16 protein-coding genes and 1 tRNA gene are annotated in these 21,074 nt (G+C 63.6%); 10 read left to right on the top strand and 7 right to left on the bottom strand.

The features are described 5' to 3' along the window. Positions 1-17: 17 nt before the first annotated feature. Genes ACSQ2F_RS16145 through hsdR form a run of 6 tightly spaced genes read right to left on the bottom strand, consistent with a single transcriptional unit; the run spans position 18 to position 11,598 of the window. Positions 18-2,273, bottom strand: a complete 2,256-nt coding sequence (locus ACSQ2F_RS16145; RefSeq protein WP_436024604.1) for an AAA family ATPase — start codon at positions 2,271-2,273, stop codon at positions 18-20. A 38-nt stretch (positions 2,274-2,311) separates the two neighbouring features. Beyond that, a complete protein-coding gene (locus ACSQ2F_RS16140; protein WP_436024602.1) occupies positions 2,312-3,379 on the bottom strand; it encodes a hypothetical protein in 1,068 nt (355 codons plus the stop codon). Between the two features lies 1 nt (position 3,380). Then, on the bottom strand, positions 3,381-5,015 hold the full coding sequence (locus ACSQ2F_RS16135) for a restriction system-associated AAA family ATPase (protein WP_436024600.1): 1,635 nt from the start codon (positions 5,013-5,015) through the stop codon (positions 3,381-3,383). Then, positions 5,012-6,697, bottom strand: a complete 1,686-nt coding sequence (locus ACSQ2F_RS16130) for a hypothetical protein (RefSeq protein WP_436024598.1) — start codon at positions 6,695-6,697, stop codon at positions 5,012-5,014. Before ACSQ2F_RS16130 ends, ACSQ2F_RS16135 begins: the two co-directional genes overlap by 4 nt. Beyond that, a complete protein-coding gene (locus ACSQ2F_RS16125; RefSeq protein WP_436024596.1) occupies positions 6,694-8,160 on the bottom strand; it encodes an N-6 DNA methylase in 1,467 nt (488 codons plus the stop codon). Before ACSQ2F_RS16125 ends, ACSQ2F_RS16130 begins: the two co-directional genes overlap by 4 nt. A gap of 33 nt (positions 8,161-8,193) precedes the next feature. After that, complete coding sequence (gene hsdR / locus ACSQ2F_RS16120; RefSeq protein ID WP_436024594.1) at positions 8,194-11,598, bottom strand: type I restriction-modification system endonuclease; 3,405 nt, start codon at positions 11,596-11,598, stop codon at positions 8,194-8,196. Positions 11,599-11,955: 357 nt separating this feature from the next. Here hsdR and ACSQ2F_RS16115 point away from each other — a divergent pair. Continuing rightward, positions 11,956-12,029: transfer RNA gene (locus ACSQ2F_RS16115), tRNA-Ile, on the top strand. Between the two features lie 86 nt (positions 12,030-12,115). Here ACSQ2F_RS16115 and ACSQ2F_RS16110 read toward each other — a convergent pair. Further along, complete coding sequence (locus tag ACSQ2F_RS16110; protein WP_436024592.1) at positions 12,116-12,931, bottom strand: IclR family transcriptional regulator domain-containing protein; 816 nt, start codon at positions 12,929-12,931, stop codon at positions 12,116-12,118. 162 nt (positions 12,932-13,093) lie between these two features. Here ACSQ2F_RS16110 and pcaH point away from each other — a divergent pair, with 162 nt between their 5' ends. The 9 genes from pcaH (at position 13,094) to ACSQ2F_RS16065 (ending at position 21,050) form a co-directional block, all read left to right on the top strand. Next, positions 13,094-13,786, top strand: coding sequence for a protocatechuate 3,4-dioxygenase subunit beta (pcaH, locus tag ACSQ2F_RS16105; protein ID WP_436024590.1), 693 nt, complete (start codon positions 13,094-13,096; stop codon positions 13,784-13,786). Positions 13,787-13,828: 42 nt separating this feature from the next. Further along, entirely contained in the window at positions 13,829-14,338 is a 510-nt protein-coding gene (locus tag ACSQ2F_RS16100) for a protocatechuate 3,4-dioxygenase (protein WP_436024588.1), read from the top strand. A gap of 4 nt (positions 14,339-14,342) precedes the next feature. Then, a complete protein-coding gene (locus ACSQ2F_RS16095) occupies positions 14,343-15,722 on the top strand; it encodes a lyase family protein (protein WP_436024586.1) in 1,380 nt (459 codons plus the stop codon). Continuing rightward, positions 15,709-16,959 carry a bifunctional 4-carboxymuconolactone decarboxylase/3-oxoadipate enol-lactonase PcaCD gene (gene pcaCD, locus ACSQ2F_RS16090; protein ID WP_436024584.1) on the top strand — a complete coding sequence of 417 codons (1,251 nt, stop codon included), beginning with the start codon at positions 15,709-15,711 and terminating at the stop codon, positions 16,957-16,959. Before ACSQ2F_RS16095 ends, pcaCD begins: the two co-directional genes overlap by 14 nt. Further along, positions 16,956-17,651, top strand: coding sequence for a 3-oxoacid CoA-transferase subunit A (locus ACSQ2F_RS16085; RefSeq protein WP_436024582.1), 696 nt, complete (start codon positions 16,956-16,958; stop codon positions 17,649-17,651). The genes pcaCD and ACSQ2F_RS16085 overlap by 4 nt, the downstream gene beginning before the upstream one ends. 8 nt (positions 17,652-17,659) lie before the next feature. Next, positions 17,660-18,313, top strand: coding sequence for a 3-oxoacid CoA-transferase subunit B (locus ACSQ2F_RS16080; protein WP_436024580.1), 654 nt, complete (start codon positions 17,660-17,662; stop codon positions 18,311-18,313). 92 nt (positions 18,314-18,405) lie between these two features. Beyond that, the gene (locus tag ACSQ2F_RS16075; RefSeq protein ID WP_436024578.1) at positions 18,406-19,089 is read left to right on the top strand and encodes a TetR/AcrR family transcriptional regulator; all 684 of its coding nucleotides are present in this window, start codon (positions 18,406-18,408) and stop codon (positions 19,087-19,089) included. 102 nt (positions 19,090-19,191) lie between these two features. Further along, on the top strand, positions 19,192-19,773 hold the full coding sequence (locus ACSQ2F_RS16070; RefSeq protein ID WP_436024576.1) for a TRAP transporter small permease: 582 nt from the start codon (positions 19,192-19,194) through the stop codon (positions 19,771-19,773). Continuing rightward, complete coding sequence (locus tag ACSQ2F_RS16065) at positions 19,770-21,050, top strand: TRAP transporter large permease subunit (RefSeq protein WP_436024574.1); 1,281 nt, start codon at positions 19,770-19,772, stop codon at positions 21,048-21,050. The genes ACSQ2F_RS16070 and ACSQ2F_RS16065 overlap by 4 nt, the downstream gene beginning before the upstream one ends. Positions 21,051-21,074 lie beyond the last annotated feature (24 nt).

Below are 21,074 nucleotides of genomic sequence, written 5' to 3'. Positions count from 1 at the left end.
GCTTTGCGGTCCGGAAATCAGCCAGTCACACCCGCATCGCCGGCGCTGTCGTAGATCCCCCGAAAGCTCTCGGACGTCCAGCTGCCGGACGGCGTGATGACAAACCGGGCGCGATCGCTAGGCACGCCGTCGAGCCGCTGGCCGACAAAGAGGCGCCCAAAGTGCAGCGTCTCCTCCTGCAGAAACGGCTGCTCGGCCGTTGTGGACAACACCAGCGACACACGCGAGAAGTCGTCGAAGAAGTACTCTTGCAACAGGGGGATGATCTGCCGGGCAAAGGCCTCCTGCACGTCAGCAAGAGTTCTCGCCCGCATCAGGTATGCATGGCCGATGCGATGGTCGCGATCCAGCAGGTACTCCAGCCGGTCATTGATCCGCCGCAGCAACCGGCCGAGGTCGAGAGCGTCTACATCGGCAGCCAGCATCGTGTAGTCGGGCGCGCGCTCTTCGAAATGGAAGCGTCTCCGCAAGGCTACGTCCAACAGCGCGATTGAACGATCGGCCGTGTTCATCGTGCCGTAGATGTCCAGGTTCTTCGGAACGCCAAACGGCCGCTCGGCCACGTCGCCATCGCCGCCGCCGGGTAGCTGAACGGCCATTCCTTCGACCAAGCGCCCGTGTGCATCGAACATCGCCCGCTTGTCGGGCTCAATCAGCGTGATCAGCTCGCCGAACACCTTCGCGATGTTTGCTCGGTTGATCTCGTCAATGAAGAGGGCGTAGCGCTTGCCCGAGTTGGCATGGGCTTCGTCGCAGATCCGCTTGAATTTGCCGTCCACCAACTGGAACTGTGTCGTCCCGTCTTCGGCGGTGGCCACCGGCCTGATGCCGCGCACGAAGTCTTCGTAGCTGAATGACGGGTGGAACGTGACGACCTTATAGCGGTGCACGGCTTCGGTAGCCGCCTGCGGGCCCGCCTTCAGCAGACGCCACAGCTCTGCCGATTCATCGTCCTGCTCTTGCCAGCCAGACAGCAACTTCCAGTCGCCCGCTTCGCGCTTGTCGAACAAGAATGGCGGACGGCGCACGCTGATATTCACCGTGGTGCTGGTCTGCGGCGTGTGCTCCTGCAGGTAGCCCCACAGCGTGGCCTGAACCCCGGCCGGTGCTCGACCCCGTTGCTGCGCCTTGGCCTGCACCCAGCGATGCGCGCGAATCTCAGGCACACGCGCCGGACGGCCCATGTCCGCCAAGGCAGCAGCGATGACACTGCGCCAACCGTAGTTCGTTAGAGTCTCGTTCAGCCAAGTGGCCGCGTCGACCTGGCTGGGAGCGTCCGTGTATTCGGCAAACTTCTGCCTCAGCCAGTGTGTCTTGCCGGTGCCCGGAGGGCCGTAGAGGATAAGGTTGACTGGTGCGCTCGTGGCATCAGCTAGCGCTAGCGGCGCGGGCTCAGCCACGCTTGCTGCTTTGCTGGCGGGAAAGGGGGCGTTCAAAGTCGGTGTCTCCGCCGACTCCCCTTCGTCAACCTCCGGCTTGCGCCAGCGCGGCCCCAGCGTGCCATCGTAGAAGTCCAGCACTGCGCCTGGGCGCTGGGCCTCTTCGCGCCGGCGAAGCGTGAGCAAAGCATCGTCAAGTTGCCTGTCGCTCCATCGCTTCAACTGGGGTCGGGGCGCGACCTGGAAGCCTTCGAGCACCGAGATGCGATCGCGATTTGAAGACATGCGCTCCACCCGATCTGGGAACGCAAAGTAGCGAAGCATGTGGCGGAACTGGCGGTCGCCGTCGCGAGGCACAGCATCAATCCAGTCCATGAAACGGTCATAGTCGCTCATTAGAGCGCGCCGGGCGTCCATGGCCATCGCCTTGATCGAACGCACTAGGGCGATCAGGTAGGCGAGTTCCTTCCACCGTAGATTGTTGTATGCCGTACCAGCTGAGCCCACACCGCACAGCACTGTGTCGGCGAGCATGGGATGAGTCGAGTTCAGCGACTCTCCAGACCATGACCAGATGACCATGAGGTGACTTCGCTTCACATCCGCGCCGATCCTGGACGGGAACAGCAGCAGCACCCACATCATCTCGGCCATCAGCTGCTGCGCTGGGGCGCCTGTGTCTGAGAGCTGTCGCTCGAGCTTGGTCATGAAGTCGTCGCCACCGCTGTCGGGGCGTTCAACGAAGCCCAACTGAAGCCTGTCCGCGTTCGCCATTGTCCAGAGACCGCGGTTGTCCGCAAGCAGAGACGCATCCTCGACTAGGCAGCGGTCAATCCAAGTGCGTGCGGCCGCAAGGATCGGAGACAGGTCGCGGTCGGTGACTTTGATTGACATGACGGTGTCTGCCTCTGCTGATTGCGTCGTCTGTGCTGCTATGGCTGAGGCTGAGGCGCACCAGTCAGATCTCTGAGGATCGGCAAGAACCTTTGACAACCTCCAGCGCACCGGCGAAGCAGAAACCGAAACACTGCTGCCTTCAAGAAAGCCTTGTCCCTTAGCCCACACCCAGAGAGGTATTGTTCGTAGCGCTGCACCGCGTCTACAACATCGCCATCACCTGCGAACTGAAGTGCGATTGCCAAACAGAAGTTTCTGAAATCCCAAAGCCATTGTTGGAACGTTTGCTCATCCAATTCGTCACGCTTCCAACGTTCTCGAACCTGGAACATTTCATCCCAGGTATCGACGGCCTCGCTCACCGGCAGAAACTCAATTACCCAATCTTGAACAGCAGGGCCCGTTGATTGCTGATCAACAACACTGTTGTCAAACGAGATGCTTACGCCGCCCGTGTTGTAGGGGTCAAATGCAAGCCTTCGCTGACCACTGGCCCGCCGCAGTGGATCCTGAGTTTTTTTGTACGATGAGTTGCAGCGTCCGCCCATCGGCGCCAGGTTCCGCAAGTTTGCCGCCGCAAATGGATATTTGAAACGCGGAATATAGTGGTCGAGGTCCTCCTGAGGGGCTCCTGGCGCTCCAAGGCCCTCGCAGCCACAGAAAGGACAAACTCGAACGGGGATGGCTGCGCACAGCACTTTGTACTGGCGCTGGCGTATCTCAAATGGGGTCAGCAAATCAAAGCCAAATGTGAATAACGCCTTGGCTGGCTCACGAACGCCTTCCGGTAGATCGGCCAGTTCCACGCACTCGCATTGGAGCGCAAGCAACTCCGGGATCCTGTTCTGCGACTCCAGTGCCTCAAGCACAGCTTTTCGCTGAGCAACGCTCAACTCTTTGATGGCCTTTGCGTAGACAGCGAAGCAATCACGTAGGCCTCTCCGGCCGACCAATTTCGCGCGGTGTGCCTCGGGAATGATGGCAGGCCACTTCGGCAATTGTTTGTCCTGATCAACCACCTCGTGCGCAGTCCTCACTGCCGCAACCAAACACTCGTGCATCCAGTTTTCTGCCACAGCCGCAACGGGATAGGAAAACAGCATGCTATTGCTTGCCCTGCCGTTGCAGTTGGCGGACTCGATCGGCAAGCATGATCTTCTCTACGGAGTCGCCCAGCTCGAGCATGCCTTCCTGGATCGTTGCCGGGTCATCGGACGACTTGAGGCTCTCAATCTTTGCCATTGAGACGTCCGAGATCGGAGGTCGTATCTCGAAGCATTCGGCCAAGATGGCATCGAACGTCGTGCCGAAGGTCTCAATATCTGGGTTTCGGATCTCAATCCGACCTGTCTCATCGTTCTTGCTAAAGATGAACACTCGCTCCTTGGGCATGTCCGAAGGTACGAACGGAGAATGTGTTGTGAGGAGGCAATCCTGCATCGCGGCGGGACCATGCTCTTCGCGAACGCCGCATGCGGTGGGCAGGGCGAGGACTTTGGTCAGGAGCTTCACGCGCCATTGCGGGTTGAAGTGAGACTCGGGTTCGTCCAAGAGAAAGAGTGCGTTCGGAAATGAGACCATGCACATGGTCCCCAGAAGTTGCGCCATCTGATGCTCGCCGTCTGAGAGCGACACATAGTCGACGAGACCCTGGGCACCTGAAGCACTGAAGACGACTCGCTCGAAGCGGAAAACCTTGTCCTCGTCCTGGGGCTCAGGTAGCCGCGAGGCGAACTTCCGCTGTTGCGTTTCGCGTCGAAACCGCTCGCGCGTGGTCTTCGGTATGGCCAGGTCGTTCAGCATCGCGAGTTTGTGGAGTGCTGCATAGAGCCCCAGGGAACTGGACCAGAAGCTTGCGAATGCCTTTCGCGTCTCGCCGGTTACCAAGAAGTCGAACGTGTAGCTGTCGGTGTTCGGCTCATGGTGATAGCTCGTGGCGCACCGTCGCAGTTGGTCGAGGTATGACTCGAGCTCATCGGTCAGCTGGATTCCCTTGCGCCTGCGAGCCTCGCCTTTCGCAGCCGGTGCCTTTGGTGCTGCTGAGTGCGCCAGTTGAACCACGCATCGGAACGAATGAAAGTCCTGAACACGAGCGTCATCGAGGAGCGCGAGTCGCTGTTCCGTCGATCCAAGAAGGAGGTTGGCAGCCAGTACTTCAAGGTGAGTGCCATAGTCGATCAGCATCAAACGCGTGTCAGGCACGGCATCTTGCGCCTTGGACTCGTCCAGCGCACGACGACCGACCTCATCTGCATACCCACTGCGTGACACCAGGAAGGGCAGGCTCAGGGTCTCGTTCGCGCCCGACGTGTACCCGATCACTTTCGTGGGAAGAAGGGCAGCTGTCTTGGGGTCACTGAACTTGCAGTCGACCCACTCATCGAGGGCCTTCTTGGCAAGCGTGACAGTCGGCCGCCTGCGCCCTTCTGCAAGCCGCGCGGCCTTGACATGAACCGGATCTTGTTGTCCGTTCACGGTGATCTCATACTCAATCTCGAACTGCAGATCTGGGTTGCCCTCGGCGCGCTCCTCGCTAGGCGCCGCGGCATGCAACAACGATTGGAGCGCCTCCGCGATGACCTGAATGAACTGCGACTTTCCGGCACCGTTACGGCCAATCAGGCAAAGAGGTTCGAAAACGAACTGGTTGGCTCCCGATTCCCGAAGGCAAACTTCAATGCCGTCCAGCAAGCCGCCGCATGACTGCGCCGATACGATGTGAACTCGGAGCAGCTTCACTTGCTGACTCGTCTAAGCTTCATCAGCTTTGCATCTGCATCGAAGAACTGCTCAATACCTGAGCCTTTGTCTGCAAGCATCGCAAAGAGCTCGTCCTTGAGCGATTCGTAGTCACCGGTGACGACTTGTCGGAGGTCATCGAACGTGAAATCCGATTTTGGCATCTGGAGGATGATTGTTGACAGGCGTTGCTTGGGTGCGGGCTTCAAATTCGTGCTCCTTGATGACGGCGCGCGCTTGCGGGCGAGTGCTGCTGTTCGTCTTGCCAAAGCGATGCGCTCAAGCAGCTTTTCTGCCGGCTCGTCGTTCGGGTCCTGCGGCACCAGTTCGCCGCGGAAGGCCTTTACCAGCAGGGCTGAGGTGAGGCGATCGACCTGTGCTCGGGCGGTGGCGAGCCGGCTGTCGAGTACGTCGGCAAGGGCAAACAGAGATTCGATTCGGCGGACTATCTCGTCTTGCTCTGCTCTGGAGGGGACCGGAAGTTGGAAGGCTCGCACGTCCCCGATGTTGATGCCCCGCACGGCAACACCCTTGATCGCGCGGCGCATCCTTGACTGGGCTAGGTCAGAACGCAGATACCAGAGTACAAAAGAGCCATTCATTGCGGGCTGAATAGACAACCTTGCCGAGTCTTGGGTGATATTGGCGGCGTCTAACTCCGGTGGAATCTTGACAAGTCTGCCAACCGTACCTCGAATTGAAAGCAACAAGTCATTGGTGCGCAGTCTTGAACGCTTGAACTCCGCATCCATGCTGGCTGACGTCCGACGGATGCCGCTTAGGTCGAGGCGGTCGTTTGGGAAGTCCGCAACGCGTACGTAAGGAACCCCATCCGATAAGTCGGGACCGGGCATCAGGATGCCGTACGTGATCGGCCTATCTGGTTCTACTGCATCGCGCAGCGTTGTCAGCCCCCAACCGGTAGGAAGGCTTTCAACTGCCAAGTCGTGTACGTCCTCCGTTGGGCTTGCTGCATTGCCTGCCTTGTGGCCGCCGGACAGTTCGTGGCGGCGGGAGAGCATCGCTGTCAACTCAGTGCCGGTTTCGGCGAAGTCCTGTACGGCGCGCCAGTCCGCCGTGAGGGCTCCATTCATGGCCGAATCGAGGACCGCCTGCCGAAAGCGCTTGAGGATAATGGGCACGCAGCCCAGGCGATCTCGGCAGGTACCTGCGCCAACGAGTAGGGCGTCAAGTTTGTCGGCGATGCGCTTCTGCTCCGCGATCGGCGCAAGCACGAACGGCGCCTGTTTGCCCGATTCGGTGCCGAGCCGAGGCATGCTCAGCCCGTGACTCACTTCATTCACGTACCCTGTGAACTCTGGGTGCCGCAGCCAGTGGAATAGGTACCGTGAGTTGACTTCTGGCGGCGGTCGGAGTGGAACGATTTCCGTCGTGCAAAAGCCACCGGCGTCAGCGTGTACGACCTTGTTGAGGTAGGGCCGTAACTTGCCATACAACACGTCGCCCGCTTGGAAGCGGTTCTTGGTACTCTTTGACTGGCGCATCTGAAACGTTGCCCGTTGCAGGAGCCGCGACGTGTCCTTTTCGATGTCCTCAAGCTCCAGGATCCAGTCGCCACTCCCGAGCTCACTTGGCTCGGCCTTGTCAGTGGAACCGTAGTCGACCACATCGCCCAGTTGACACCAGGTCCAACTGGCTGGCAGGGGGAATCTGTCGGTCACACCTGCTCCTCGTCGATCGGCTCGCCAAGCCCTTCAAGAATTCCCTTTAGCTCTTCGAGCGCCGAGTCCAATTCGCTCATTGCCGCACGCGCCAATACATCAGGTTCAGGAAGTGCCTCGCCAGCCCCGCCGCTCTCGTCCTTCAACCACCCAACGTCGAGGTTGTCCCCTCGCGCTGCAATCGCGTCGCGCGTGAACCGCCGCCAGCGACCTTGCTCGCCCTGGTCCCGCCGAGCCTTCAGGCAGGCAGGCCCACCCAACGGGTCGCCGCCAAACTCCTCTTCGAACTCGGCGAAGTGTTCTCGCCCGAGCATCGTCCGCTTGCCGAAGGCTTGCATGTTCGCGCGAAGGTCATACACCCAAACCTCCTTCGTATTGCCCTTGTCTTTATCCCCCCGCGTGAAGAACAGCACGTTTGTTTGCACGCCCTGCGCGTAGAAGATTCCGGTGGGTAGGCGCAGGATGGTGTGCAGATTGCACTTGTCCATCAAGTCGCGCCGGATGTCGGTGCCCACGTTGCTCTCGAAGAGGACGTTGTCCGGCAGTACTACCGCGGCGCGGCCTCCAGGCTTCAACGTTCGATAAATGTGCTGCAGGAAGCAGAACTGCTTGTTGCTGGTCGGGAAGGTGAAGTCGTCGCGCGTTGGCAGGCCGCCACCCTTCTTGGTGCCGAACGGCGGATTGGTGAGAACCAGCGTGGCCCCCAGTTGCCCCAGCGCTTGGCCGTCCGGGCCAAGCGTGTCGCCGTAGCGGATGCCTCCCGCCTCAGGGTCGCTGTCGATGCCGTGCAGCATCAGGTTCATCAGCGCCAAGCGGTGCGTGTCCTGCACATGCTCCATGCCGTAGAAGGTGTTGCGGCGCAGCTTGCGCTGCTGTTTCTCGGTGAGCGCGTCGAAGTCATGGTGCTCGCGCAGGTAGTGGTGCGCGGCGATCAAGAAACCGCCCGTGCCGGCGGCAGGATCCTGGATCACGTCGTTCAACGTAGGCTTCATCACCGACACCATGCAGTCGATCAACGAACGTGGAGTGAAGTATTGGCCCGCGCCGCTCTTCTTCTCGTTGGCGTTCTTCTCGAGCAGGCCTTCGTACAGATCACCCAAGCCTTCCTGTCGGGCGCTGTACCAGTCGAGCTTGTCGATCTCGGTGACCAGCGTGGACAGCGTGGCCGGCTTCTTGATGAAGCTGCTGGCGTTGGCAAAGATCTCCTTAACCAGCAACGAACCATGGCTGCCCAGGTGGATGAGCGTCTTCTTATAGAACTCCAGCCGCTCAGGTGCACTCTGCGCCGTCAGGTCAGCCCAGCGGTAACTGTCGGGCAGTTGATCGTGCTGGCCGGTCTCCTCGGCCATTTTCAGGAACAGCAGGTAGGTCAGCTCGGTGACGTACTGGTGGTACGTGATGCCGTCATCTTTGAGAACGTTGCACAGGTTCCAGAGCTTGCCGACTAGGTCTTGGGTGGTCATAGGTACGGTTCTTGTTGGAGCGCAGTTCCGCCGTCACGCGGCTGGCTTCGCCCAGATTGAGTCATTGAAGGCGTCCAGCGTATGGAGCAACTGGCCGCCGAAGAGCTTGTCGAGCCGCTGAAAGCCGCCGCCTCGGGTCTTGAACATCAGATCCGGGTCGTCAAGAGCGTCGCGGTCGACCAGGGTATTCGCCTTGGTCTGGGCGGCGATCTTCTTCAACCAGTCGCGCTGCGGCGTGGTCCAGGCCTTGCCGGCGGGTGGGTGAGCCAGCAGGTGGTTGAGCGCTCGGTCCACGCGCTCGGCGTACGGTACCAGGGCGTCACCGATCGCTGCTTGGCGGATGTAGCCCACGATGCGTGCTGCGATGTCCTGGTTGGTCATCTCGCGCCAGGCTGTCGCTAGGCCTGTCTCGGTGAAGCCGGCTTTGTCCAACTCCATCACCAGCTCGCGCAGCTGTTTGCGGGTCAGTTCGCGCGGCCTTGTCAGCACCGTCACAAGGGACGGGATGGTGTTGCTGTGGCTCTGGATGAAGGCGGTGAACTCGTGGAGGTAGTCCTCGGGCTTCTTGGCCTTGCCATAGCCGCGGGTCACATCCTTGAGCTGGTCATCATGGTCCGATACGAACACGGGGTCGCGCGGCCCGTTGCCCTTGCGGTCCAGGCTCTCACCGAGGTCTGGGTTCTGAGTAAACCAAGCGGCCACGTCGGAGAGTGTCATCGTGCGCAGCTTCTGGATGAACGCGTCAGGCCGCATGCCGGCACGGGCTTCAAAGTCCTTGGCGGCGTCGTCGCCCAGGTGACGCTTCTTGCGCTGCAGCTTGGCGAGGAACTGGTCGCGAGCCAGCGCCCGAGCGTCGTCGTCACTGACGGTAGCTAGCTCCCTGGCAAGCTGGGCGAAGCTGATGCCGGGATTGACGACCACGGGTTGCATGGCCGTCATGCCCTGCAGCGCTTCGAAGATCTGCACGGCGTCGAAGACACGGAACGCTTCCTTGTCGCCGTCACCATCGATGTTCGGGCACAGGCGGGTGGCGCGGCCCAGCATCTGGTCGAACAGGATGCGGCTGTTCACCCGCCGCAGAAAGACCAGATTGCAGATCTCGGGCACGTCGACACCCGTGGTCAGCAGATCCACGGTTACCGCCACATTGGGTAGCTTCTCGTTCTTGTAGCGACGGATCAGAGACAGCGGTTTGTCGGCGGCGCCGGTAATCTTGATGACGGAGTCGTCTTCGACCGTGCCGTAGGCTTTGGTGAATGCAGCCTTCATCAGGTGCACCACCAGATCGGCATGGGCGTCATTGACGCAGAAGATCAACGTCTTTCGCCGGCTCGCTGGGTCCAACTCGCAGGCAAGGTACTCGCATACAACGCGATTGAAACTCTCGGTGATGACCTTGCGGTTGAAGGCTCCGACCTCCAGCTTGATTTCGTCCGGTGCCTTGAACAACTCGATCTGGTTGCGCTGAACGTCGTAGACCTTGAGCTCTTCGCCGGCCTTCCACTGGATGCCGCTGGCCGACAATTCCGTGATGATCTGGATCGGCGGCTCGTAGTCGACCAGGTAGCCGTCGATGACGGCCTCGCGGTAGCTGTAGGTATAGACCGGTGCGCCGAAGATCTGCGAGGTGTGGAGGGCCGGCGTTGCGGTGAGGCCGATCTTGACGGCGTCGAAGTAGTCGAGCACCCGACGGTACTTGGAGATGTAGTCCTCGTAGCCACGGAAGGTGAGTTCAGTGTCGGACAGCTCTCGGTCAAGCAGGTAGCCGCGGTGGCATTCGTCAACCACGAGGCAGTCATATTGGTCCACGCTCGGTGGGCCAGCGTCGTCCGACGGGTAGAGCACGCGCGCCACCATGCCCTGGATGGTCGCGATGTGCACCGAGGTGTCGCTGTCCGGCGAAATGTCTTCCAGTTCCTTGATGCCGAAGGTGTCGGCAAAGGTCTGGAGGTTCTCCATCCGTGTGTCCTTGAACGCGTTGGTGGCCTGCTCGCCCAGGGCGGAACGGTCCACCAGGAACAGGATGCGCCGGAAGCGCTCGGCCTTGAGCAGGCGGTAGATGAGTGCGATGCAGGTCTTGGTCTTGCCGGTGCCGGTGGCCATGGCCAGCTGCAACTCGCGCTGTCCTCCCTGGATGGCCGACTCCGCCGCCTTGATGGCGGCTTGCTGGTAGTGACGCAAGTCGAAGCCATAGTTGAAAGGTTCGTTCGCCAGCTTCTCGTGCGCCTTGGCTTCGTCACGCTTGAGCAGCGCGACCAGCCCTTCGGGCGAGTACCAGCCATCCAGGGGCTGGCTCAGGTTGTCGGTGCGTCGCTGGTCGCAGAACCACACGCCGCTCTTGGTGGCCAGCTGGCGGAGGAAGGGTCGGCCGTTGGAGGAGAAGGCGAACGGAATCTTGATCGCCTCGGCACCCTGGCCGATGACGGATGGCATTTCGAGGTCAGCGACGGCACCAAGGTCTCGGCTGTAGCGCTTGGCCTGCTGCAGGGAACCTGAAACATCAACGTTCTTGCGCTTGGCCTCCACCACTGCCACCGGCGTCAGGCCGACGAAAAGCACGTAGTCCGCCGGGCCGCTTTGCGTGGGCCACTCAGCGATGGCGAGGTTCTTGCCCTTTTGCGGTCGAGCGCCCTTCGCGTAGGTCTGCGATACTGTGTCGGCGATCCAACCGGCGGCGACCAGTTGCTCGTCGATCAGCTTGCGGGTATCGGCCTCACTAAGCTGCAGCGTTGCGGCAGCCGTGTTGGCTGCAGCGATCAGTTTTGTGACTGCCTGAGCCGGTTGGGTGAGTGCCTGCGCCTGTAGTGCCTGGACGCGGGCAGCAAGCTCCGCCTTCGCTGCCTCGGCCTCCGAAGCCATGGATTCCCAGAAGGCGCGCTCTTCTTCGGTTTGCTGGGCTTGAGCTTGGGTGGCCTGTAGTGCCTGGGCAGCGTCCTGGTGGGCGGCCCGGAATGCAGCCAGTTCGCCGCGTAGCGAATCGAGTTCGGTCTTGAGCTCATTGCCCTGGTCGGTGGGCGCGGTTGGCGGCAGGAACGGGCCCGACTTGAACTCAGGATCCTTGAAGGTGCGGTGAAACCAGACGCTCAACTGCCAAGTCAGCCGCAGCGCCAACAGCGCGACGCGGTGATTGCCGGCCAACTTGTGGTTCGCATCGTTACCAGCCTTGCGCACTTCGTGGAACAGCGAACTAACCTCGCGAGGCAGGATGCCGTGATCCTGGAGCCGGCGCAGAAGATCGGCTTGCTTCTCGTCGGCGCTCGTGAAGAGGCCGACACGGGAAGCGGCCAGTTGGGCCAGAGCCTCGGCCAGTTGTCGGAGCTTTAGCAGGCAGGTATTGGGATCTTCTGGAAAGTAGCGCTCCGCCAACAGGCCCAGGCGCACGAGCTGTTCTCCGTGCGCCTGCAAATGCCTGAAGTTGGATGCGCTGGCCTGTCTCATAGCCTCCCTGTACGTTGTCTGGGATTCGTCAAACGACCAGTGTCGTTCCGCCCAGTTCTAGGGGTGAATTCTGCCGGAAGCGGACTCGACTTCGTCGACCAGATGAGCCCTCGACAGAAGCTGTTCGTGCGTCAACCTCGTATCTCGCCCGACGGCGGGTGCACATGCACCGAGAGGCCGATTGGGCGGCTCGAGGACTTCCGTGTGCAACCACACCTCGCTGAGCCGCATGACAGCTGGGCTTGCAAAGGATTGCGGGCCTACGGCATCATGTGCACGCGAGGCGCCCTATTTGGCGCATGTGCACGATATCCTGTGTGCAAGGAGAAGCCGAAAGCCCGCATGGATACTGGGTTTCGGGAAGGATTTGACGGTCTACTTAAGGACTCATAATCCTTTGGTCATTGGTTCAAGTCCAATACGGCCTACCACCTCTTCTTCGACCATGTGCCACGCTAGCACGCGCTGATGCAGCCGTGCCACGCGCCAGGCCTGGCGGCCTCGTTCCACCTGGCTCCTACAGCAAGGTCCTCAACTGCTCCTGCGCCAGCAGCAACGGCGGCAGGCATTTCTCCACCAGTTGCTCCATCGGCATGCGGCTCGCGTGCACGCTGACGTTCATGGCGGCGACGGTGTCGCCCTGGAAGTTGCGCAGGGGCACGGCGATCGTGCGCAGGCCGAGTTCGAGTTCCTGGTCGACGACGGCGTAGCCGTTGGCGCGGGTGCGGAGGAGCTCGAGGCGCAGGCGTTCCGGATGGGTGATCGTGTGGGGCGTGAGAGGTTCCAGGCGCTGGCGGGCAAGCCAAGCGTCCATCTCGGCATCCTGCATGGCGGAGACCAGCACCCGTCCGTTGCTGGTGCAGTAGGCCGGCACTCTGATGCCCGGCTGCAGCGTTGCCGAGACCACGCGGCCCGCGCTGGCGGCCGCGATGGCCATGATGTCGTCCTGCTGGAGGATGCCGGCGGAGCTGGCTTCCTGCAGGGCGTAGGCAATCCGCTGCAACTGGGACTGGACGACGCGCGGCAAGCGTGCCGAATGCAGGTAGCTCTGGCCCAGGCGCAACACTTTGGGTGTCAGGCCGAAGCGCTTGCGGTCGGAGGCGACGTAGCCGAGGTGGGTGAGGGTGAGCAGGTAGCGACGCGCCGCCGCGCGGGTAAGGCCGGTGCGTTCGGCCACCTCGGTGATCGAGAGTCGGGGCTGTTCCTGGTGAAAGGCCTCGATGACAGCCAGCCCCTTCTCAAGGCCGGCGATGAGGTCACGCTTGTCCGGGACGTCGCCGTCCTCGGTCGGGAGACCGCCGGCTGCCGCGAGGGTCTGGGAGGAGCTGGCCATGAGTCGAATCGTCGAGTCCGCTAATCGCACAAAACGCGCGCCCAACGAGCGCCTTGCGGGTTGATCGTCTTGTGATATCTCAATGGTTCTCGATAGAGTGACCTTCAGCAAGTAGAGATTCACCTGCTTGCTCACCAATCGCACACATCCGCTGAGGTCAGCATGCGCTTTGATCCCGTCCCGCAGGGCGTCTGGCCGGACCCGCTGCACGCACCTTACAAGAGCACCGCCAAGCGCGGGGCGCGGCAAGCGCCGGTGCGCGCGGCGTGCCCGGCCCTGACGAGCCAGCCCCTGGTTTTCCCGGCGACCCTGCTCGCTCAGGGAGACGACGACCTGACGGCCAGAGGAGGTGGCGCGCCGCTTGGCGAGAGGATCGTGGTGACGGGCCGCGTGGTCGACGAGGACGGTCGCCCGGTCCGCGACTCGCTGATCGAGGTGTGGCAATGCAATTCGGCCGGACGCTACTGGCATTCGCGCGATCAGCACAATGCTCCGCTGGATCCCAACTTCTTCGGCTTCGGCAAGCTTCTCACCGATGCGGCCGGGCGCTACCGGTTCGTCACCATCAAGCCAGGGGCCTATCCCTGGGGCAACCACAGCAAGGCATGGCGGCCGGCCCACATCCATTTCTCCTTGTTCGGCAACGTGCTGGCGCAGCGGCTGGTCACGCAGATGTACTTTCCCGACGACCCGCTCCTGGCCTACGACCCGATCTTCCAGAGCGTGCCTGACGCGCCGGCACGCCGAAGCCTGGTGTCACGCTTCAGCCTCGAAGAGACCGTCGGTGACCAGATGCTGGGCTACGTTTTCGACATCGTGTTGCGTGGCCGGGACGCCACGCCGTTCGGCGTGTGAAGCCTTTGACGCCACCTCCTTGATCCTCCGACGGTCGAGACCATGAACCAGCCAACGCCACCCCTTTCGATCACCACCTCACAGACCATCGGCCCCTTTCCGCATGAGGCATGGCGGTGGGCCTTCGATCCGGGCGATCCGGCCCGACCCGTGCAGATCGAAGGACACGTGTTCGACGGGGATGGAACGCCCGTGCAGGACGCCGTGCTCGAGGCCTGGGTGCCGGGAGTGCCGGCCCCCGGGGACCGGCCCGGCCTGCCTCCCGGCTTCCATCGAACCCACACCGACGAGGGCGGCCGCTTCCGGTTCGGCCTGCCGGCCCAGGCGCAGGCGGACGAGCCGGCGTGCTATGTCGCGGTATTCGCTCGGGGGCTGGTGAAACACCAGTTCACTGCGATCCTTCCGCCGGGCTGCTCCGAGGCGCCGTTGCTCGATGCGGTGCCGGTCGAACGCCGGTCGACGCTCATCGCAAGGGGAGACGGCGCGGCGCCCTGGCGCTGGGACCTCCACCTGCAGGGGCCGTCCGAAACCGTGTTCTTCGACTTCACCTGAGCCGATGAGCCTGCCTCTGTTCGATCGATTTCTCGCACCTGCGCAGGCCGCTGCCCCCTTTGAGGACAAGGCACTGGTGCAGGGGATGTTCGACTTCGAGGCCGCGCTGGCCCAGGCGCAGGCCGCCGTCGGGCTGATTCCGGCGTCGCATGCCGCGGCCATCGCGAGCGTCTGCAAGGTGGAGCTTTACGACATCGAGGCGTTGGCGTCAGCCAGCACGCGCGCTGGCAGCCTGGCGATTCCGCTCGTGCAGGAGCTGACTCGCACAGTGGCGCTCTACAGTCCTGAGGCGGCCGCGGTGGTGCACCAGGGCAGCACGAGCCAGGACGTGCTCGACACGGCCATGGCCCTGTGCACTAGATGTTCGCTCGCGGCGCTCGACGACGTGCTGGGGCGCCTGCTCGAAGCGCTCGTCGCGCTGGCGGAGACGCACGCCGACACGCCGATGCTTGCGCGAACCCTCATGCAACCGGCGCAGGTCACGTCCTTCGGCCTGAAGGTGCTCAACTGGGCGGCACCCCTCGCCCGGAGCCGGAAGCGTCTTCGCGTGTTGGCGGCGCGCGGCCTGGCCTTGCAACTCGGCGGCGCGGTCGGCACCCAGGCGAGCTGGGGCGCGCATGCGCCTGCCGTGTCCCGGCACATGGCGTCGGCGCTGCGCCTGGCGGAGCCACCTTCGCCCTGGCACACCCAGCGCGACGAATGGCTGCGTCTGGCGATGGAGGCCGCGGTGCTGGCCGGCTCTCTGGGGAAGATCGGCACGGACCTGTCGCTCATGGCCCAGTTCGAAGTGGGTGAACTGACGGAGCCGCCGTCCACCGGTCGTGGCGGTTCGTCCGCCATGCCCCACAAACGCAATCCGGTCGGCGCGCTCGTGGCCATCGCGGTCGCGCAGCGGTCCCCGCACCGAGCGGCTGCCCTGCTGGCCGCCATGTCACAGCAGCACGAACGGGGCCTCGGGACCTGGCAGGCCGAGCTGGCCGAGTGGCCCGGCCTGTTCATCGGTGTGCATGCGTCGGCCCTGGCGCTGGCCGACGTGTTTGCCGGCCCTCGGGTCGATTCGGCGGCAATGCGCCGCAACATCGACGCGCTCAGGGGTGTGGTCTTTGCCGAGCCGGCCGCTGCACTGCTCGCGCCAGCAATCGGCAAGGCGCGCGCGCATCAGATGCTCGAGGCGCTCAGCCAGGACGCGCTGCAAGGCGGTCAGCCTCTGCTGGATCTGCTGTGCCGGGCACTCGAGGCCGAACCCGGCCTGCAAGGCCTCGACCCGCACGCGCTTGCGCAGGCCTTCGATCCACGGGCGGCGCTCGCTGCCGCGCGGCGCCAGTTCGACGTGCGCCTCGCCGCGCTCCGGTCCGATGAGGAGGAACCCCATGGAGCTCCCTGATCTCGATGTCGAACGCGGGATGGCTCGCCGTCGCGCCATCCTCGGCGACGCCTGGGTCGACCGTTCGATGGCCCAGGCAACCAACTTCAACGCCGAATTCCAGGATTTCATCACCCGTCACGCCTGGCACGGCATCTGGGATCGCCCCGGCCTCGACGACCGCACGCGTCGCATCATCGTGTTGTCGATCACCTGCGCCATGGGTCGCTGGGAAGAATTCGAGCTCCACGTGCGGGCCGCGATCCAACCGGGATCGCCGGGGCAGCTCTCGCCTGACGATCTCAAGGAGGTGCTGATGCAGTCGGCGGTGTACGCCGGCGTGCCGGCCGCCAACAGCGGATTCGCCCATGCAGCCAAGGTGATGCGCGAAGCCGGCATCGATCTCGCCGCAGTCGATGTGCAAGCGGTGGTTCATCCGGCGGATGGACGTCAGGCCCGCACCGCCACGTCGCCCTCCATTGCCTACAGCGTGCGCGAACGACGGGGCGGCGCGCACCCGAGCCACACCGTTGTGCTGAGCCACGCCCTCGGCTGCGACCGTTCGATGTGGGACGGCCTCGCGGGCAGGCTCTCCGACACGTGCCGCGTGGTCAGTCATGACCATCGCGGGCACGGACTCTCGGATGTGCCGGAGGGCCCGTGGACGGTGGAAGGCCTGGCGGACGACGCCGCAGCCTTGATCCGGGAGCTCGCGTGTGGGCCGGTGGTCTTCGTCGGCCTGTCGATGGGCGGCATGGTGGCGCAGGCGCTTGCGCTGCGACATCCCGAACTGGTGAAGGCCCTCGTGATCGCCAACAGCACATCGGGGTATGACGAGGCGGGTCGCGCGGCGTGGGGCGCGCGAATCGGGCTGGTGCGCAGCGGGGGGATGGCGGCCGTTGCCGATATGGCCATGCCGCGCTGGTTCAGCGAAACGTTCCGCGACGCCAATGCAGCGGTCGTCGAGCGTTGGCGCCGGCGCGTCGCGGCATGCCACCCTGAGGGCTACATCGCGAGCTGCGAAGCCCTGCAGCGGCTGGACACATCGCCCTACCTGGGCAACATCCGCGTGCCCGTGCTGGTGCTGGCGAGCGAACTCGATCCCGGCACGCCACCGGCGATGAGCGAGGTGCTGGCGCGGGGCATCCCGGACGCCGATCTCGTCGTCCTGCCCGGCGCCTCCCACCTGTCGGTGATCGAGCGGCCGACGGCATTCGCGGACCACGTCGTCCGCTTTCTCGATCGGCTGTCGGCATGATCAACAAGCTGGTACAGAACGTGGCCGATGCAGTGGCCGACATCCGCGACGGGTCGACCGTGATGATCGGCGGCTTCGGCACGGCAGGCTTGCCGAACGAACTCGTGGAGGCCCTCGTCGCGCAAGGGGCCCGCGACCTCACCGTCGTGAACAACAATGCCGGCAACGGGGAGAGCGGCCTCGCAGCACTTCTGGCCGCGGGGCGGGTGCGCAGGATCATCTGCAGCTTTCCGCGCCAGGCCGACTCGCATCATTTCGACCGGCGATACCGCGAAGGCCAGCTGGAACTCGAGCTCGTGCCGCAGGGGAACCTGGCCGAGCGCATCCGGGCGGCCGGCGCCGGCATCGGCGCCTTCTTCACCCCGACCGGATTCGGCACGGAGCTGGCACGCGGCAAGGAGACCCGTCACATCCACGGGCGGGACTATGTGCTGGAGTACCCCATCCATGCCGACGTTGCACTCATCAAGGCGGAGACGGGTGACCGCCTGGGCAATCTCACCTATCGGATGACGGCGCGCAACTTCGGCCCGATCATGGCCGCTGCGGCGAAGCTCACCATCGCGACGGTTCACCGGGTGGTGGAGCCCGGCGGAATCGACCCCGAGGCCGTGGTCACCCCCGGCCTGTACGTTCACCGGGTGGTGCGCATCGATCGTGCCGCCACGGTGGGCGGCGGCATGAAGTCGTGAGGCAGAACATGACGGCACGATGGACGCGCGACCAGATGGCGGCCCGGGCGGCTCGCGACATTGCCGACGGCATGGTCGTCAACCTCGGCATCGGCCTGCCGACGCTGGTGGCGAACCACCTGCCGGTCGACCGCGAGGTGCTGCTGCACAGCGAGAACGGGGTGCTCGGCATGGGACCTGCGGCCGCCGTGGGCCAGGAAGACTACGACCTCATCAACGCCGGGAAGCAGCCTGTCACCCTTCGCCCGGGCGGCTGCTTCTTCCATCATGCCGACAGCTTTGCGATGATGCGTGGCGGCCATCTGGACCTGTGCGTCCTCGGCGCGTTCCAAGTGGCGGCCAACGGCGACCTCGCGAACTGGCATACCGGCGCGCCGGATGCGATCCCGGCCGTGGGCGGCGCGATGGACCTGGCAATCGGCGCCAAGCGGACCTGGGTGATGATGGAACACCTCACCAAGGCCGGCGAAAGCAAGCTCGTGCCTCGGCTGACCTACCCCGTCACCGGTCTCGCGTGCGTCAGCCGCGTGATCACCGACCTGGCCGTGATCGACCTGCGCGACGGCCACGCGATCGTCACGGACCTGGTCGAGGGCTTCTCCTTCGAGGCCCTGCAGGCCTGCACCGCCATCAACTTGACCCGTCGCGACGCATCGAACTGAAGGCACGTGGTGACCGTCGTCACGCAATGACGCGTTCGAGAGGCGCCCGCCTGTGTGCGACCCTGCATGACTGCCGCCCTTACACTGCCGGAATGAACGGACCAGTACATCGCGCGCGTCCCGCCCGGAGTGCCGCGCCGGCCCGCAAGGAGCCCACCCGTACGAATGACCCGGAGCGCACCAAGGCCAACATCCTCGAGGTGGCCGAGGGCGAGTTCGGTGAGAAGGGATTGGCTGGCGCACGCATCGATGCGATCGCGGCGGCAACCAATACCAGCAAGCGGATGATCTACTACTACTTCGGCAGCAAGGAGGGCCTGTACCTCGCCGTGCTGGAGGAGTCGTACCGTCGAGTGCGGGACGTGGAAGCCGAACTGCACCTGCAGGACCTGGAACCCGAGGAGGCGCTGCGCCGCCTGGTGGCCTTCACGTTCGATCATCACCTCCACCATGAGAGCTACATTCGCCTCGTGATGTCGGAGAACATCAACCGCGGCGAGTACCTGGCGCAAAGTCCGCGGATCCAGGAACTCAACGTTCCGGCCATCGCTGCCATCCGGAACCTCTACGAACGCGGCGTCAAGGCCGGTGTTTTCCGGCGGGGGCTCAATCCGATTGACATCCACGCGTCGATCTCCGCGCTGAGCTTCTTCAACGTGTCGAACCGGCATACCTTCAGCCTGATCTTCAAGCTCGACATGACGTCGCCCGCCTACATCGCCGAACGGCGCGAGAACGTGGTGGAGATGGTCGTGCGCTTCATGCGAAAGAACTGATCCGCATCACCGCATCGAAGTGCTGAGCGCGCCCCTGCCTCAGTGTTTTCACCGAGCGCAAAACTAACCAGTTCGTACAAAACTGGCGTCCGGAGATTCACGATGCTCGACAGATCAATCGACGGAATGTGCCGCCTGTTCGGCGTGCTGATGGTGACCTGCCTCGCGCTGATGGTGCTGATGGTGTTTGGCAACGTCGTGCTGCGCTACGGCTTCAATTCCGGCATCACCGCGTCGGAGGAGTTGTCACGCTGGCTCTTCGTGTGGATGACCTTTCTCGGCGCGGTGGTGGCGGTGCGCCGCCATGCCCACCTGGGCACCGATGTACTTGTCTCGCGCCTGCCTCGGGCCGGCAAGAAGGTCTGCTTCGCGCTGGCCCACGTCCTCATGCTCGTCATCTGCTGGCTGATGGGCCGAGGCGCCTGGCAGCAGGCCGTGATCAACCTCGACACGACGAGCGCGGTGATGGAAATTCCGATGGCAGGCCTCTACGCCAGTGGGGTGTTGTTCGCGGCGCTCGCCGGCGTGATCCTCGCGCTCGAGTTGCTGCGGCTCGCCACCGGCCGCTTGAGCGACGCCGAACTGGTCGGTGTGGTCGATTCCGACGACATGCCTCATGGCAATCCCGCGGCAGCCGACGTCGGCGCCGACCGCATTCACCGCGAGAAACGGCCGCCCGCATGACCATCGCGATCTTTCTCGGCGCACTCCTCGGCGCCATGGCGCTCGGCGTGCCGATCGCGTTCTCGCTGCTCGTGTGCGGGGCGGCGCTGATGTACCACCTCGACATGTTCGACGCGCAGATCCTCGCGCAGAACACGATCGAGGGAGCCAACAGCTTTCCGTTGCTCGCCGTGCCCTTCTTCATGCTGGCCGGCGAGATCATGAATGCCGGTGGGCTGTCGCGCCGCATCGTCAACTTCGCGATGACGCTCGTGGGCCACGTGCGGGGCGGCCTGGGCTACGTCGGCATCATGGCGGCGGTCATCATGGCGGCACTGTCGGGGTCGGCCGTGGCCGATGCCGCCGCCCTGGCGGCACTGCTGCTGCCCATGATGAACCGCGCCGGCTACGACACGGCGCGTTCGGCGGGCCTGCTGGCATCCGCCAGCGTCATCGCACCCGTCATCCCGCCGAGCATTGCCTTCGTCGTGTTCGGCGTCGCTGCCAACGTGTCGATCTCCAAGTTGTTCATGGCCGGCATCGCCCCCGGCCTGATGCTCGGTGCTGCCCTGTGGATCACCTGGTGGTTGCTGGTGCGCCAAAAGAACATCGCGCCTTCGCCCCGGGCAAGCCGCAGAGAGGTGCTGGCCGCACTGCGTGACGCGACGTTCGCGCTGGTGCTGCCCGCGATCGTGGTCGTAGGTCTGAAGTTCGGCGTGTTCACGCCAACCGAAGCCGCGGTGGTCGCAGCGGTGTATGCCCTCTTCGTGTCGACGGTCGTGTACAGGGAGCTGAAGCTCAAGCAACTGTACGGGCTCTTCCTTGCTGCTGCACAGACCACGGCCGTGATCATGTTCCTCGTCGCGGCCGCCATGGTATCGGCCTGGATGATCACCGTGGCCAATCTGCCCGCCGAACTCGCCGCGCTGCTCCAGCCGTTGCTCGATCAGCCAACCTTGCTGCTGGTCATGCTCATGGTTGTCACCATGCTCGTGGGCACGGCGATGGACATGACGCCGACCATCCTGATCCTCACGCCGGTGTTCATGCCCCTGGTCAAGGCGGCCGGAATCGACCCCGTCTACTTCGGCGTGCTCTTCATCATCAACAACGCCATCGGTCTCATCACGCCGCCAGTCGGGACCGTGCTCAGCACGGTGGCCGGCGTCGGCAAGGTGAGCATGGACGCCGTCACGCGGGGCGTATGGCCCTTCATGCTGGCCCAGTTCGTCGTCATGTTCCTGCTGGTCCTCTTCCCGGCCCTCGTCACCGTGCCAGCGCGCTGGTTCTATGGCTGATGGCTTCCTCCCATCCCATCCCGG

This window comes from Rhizobacter sp. LjRoot28, assembly GCF_964253025.1.
In the GTDB taxonomy this organism is placed as follows: domain Bacteria; phylum Pseudomonadota; class Gammaproteobacteria; order Burkholderiales; family Burkholderiaceae_C; genus Rhizobacter.
This window is presented reverse-complemented; position numbering and strand designations above follow the sequence as displayed.

What these genes read in the sequence shown, in the direction of transcription:
- ACSQ2F_RS16145 (WP_436024604.1), bottom strand. Translation starts at nt 2,273, where the DNA reads ATGTCAATCAAAGTCACCGACCGCGACCTGTCTCCGATCCTTGCGGCC.
- ACSQ2F_RS16140 (WP_436024602.1), bottom strand. Translation starts at nt 3,379, where the DNA reads ATGCTGTTTTCCTATCCCGTTGCGGCTGTGGCAGAAAACTGGATGCAC.
- ACSQ2F_RS16125 (WP_436024596.1), bottom strand. Translation starts at nt 8,160, where the DNA reads ATGACCACCCAAGACCTAGTCGGCAAGCTCTGGAACCTGTGCAACGTT.
- hsdR (WP_436024594.1), bottom strand. Translation starts at nt 11,598, where the DNA reads ATGAGACAGGCCAGCGCATCCAACTTCAGGCATTTGCAGGCGCACGGA.
- ACSQ2F_RS16110 (WP_436024592.1), bottom strand. Translation starts at nt 12,931, where the DNA reads ATGGCCAGCTCCTCCCAGACCCTCGCGGCAGCCGGCGGTCTCCCGACC.
- pcaH (WP_436024590.1), top strand. Translation starts at nt 13,094, where the DNA reads ATGCGCTTTGATCCCGTCCCGCAGGGCGTCTGGCCGGACCCGCTGCAC.
- ACSQ2F_RS16100 (WP_436024588.1), top strand. Translation starts at nt 13,829, where the DNA reads ATGAACCAGCCAACGCCACCCCTTTCGATCACCACCTCACAGACCATC.
- ACSQ2F_RS16095 (WP_436024586.1), top strand. Translation starts at nt 14,343, where the DNA reads ATGAGCCTGCCTCTGTTCGATCGATTTCTCGCACCTGCGCAGGCCGCT.
- pcaCD (WP_436024584.1), top strand. Translation starts at nt 15,709, where the DNA reads ATGGAGCTCCCTGATCTCGATGTCGAACGCGGGATGGCTCGCCGTCGC.
- ACSQ2F_RS16085 (WP_436024582.1), top strand. Translation starts at nt 16,956, where the DNA reads ATGATCAACAAGCTGGTACAGAACGTGGCCGATGCAGTGGCCGACATC.
- ACSQ2F_RS16080 (WP_436024580.1), top strand. Translation starts at nt 17,660, where the DNA reads ATGACGGCACGATGGACGCGCGACCAGATGGCGGCCCGGGCGGCTCGC.
- ACSQ2F_RS16075 (WP_436024578.1), top strand. Translation starts at nt 18,406, where the DNA reads ATGAACGGACCAGTACATCGCGCGCGTCCCGCCCGGAGTGCCGCGCCG.
- ACSQ2F_RS16070 (WP_436024576.1), top strand. Translation starts at nt 19,192, where the DNA reads ATGCTCGACAGATCAATCGACGGAATGTGCCGCCTGTTCGGCGTGCTG.
- ACSQ2F_RS16065 (WP_436024574.1), top strand. Translation starts at nt 19,770, where the DNA reads ATGACCATCGCGATCTTTCTCGGCGCACTCCTCGGCGCCATGGCGCTC.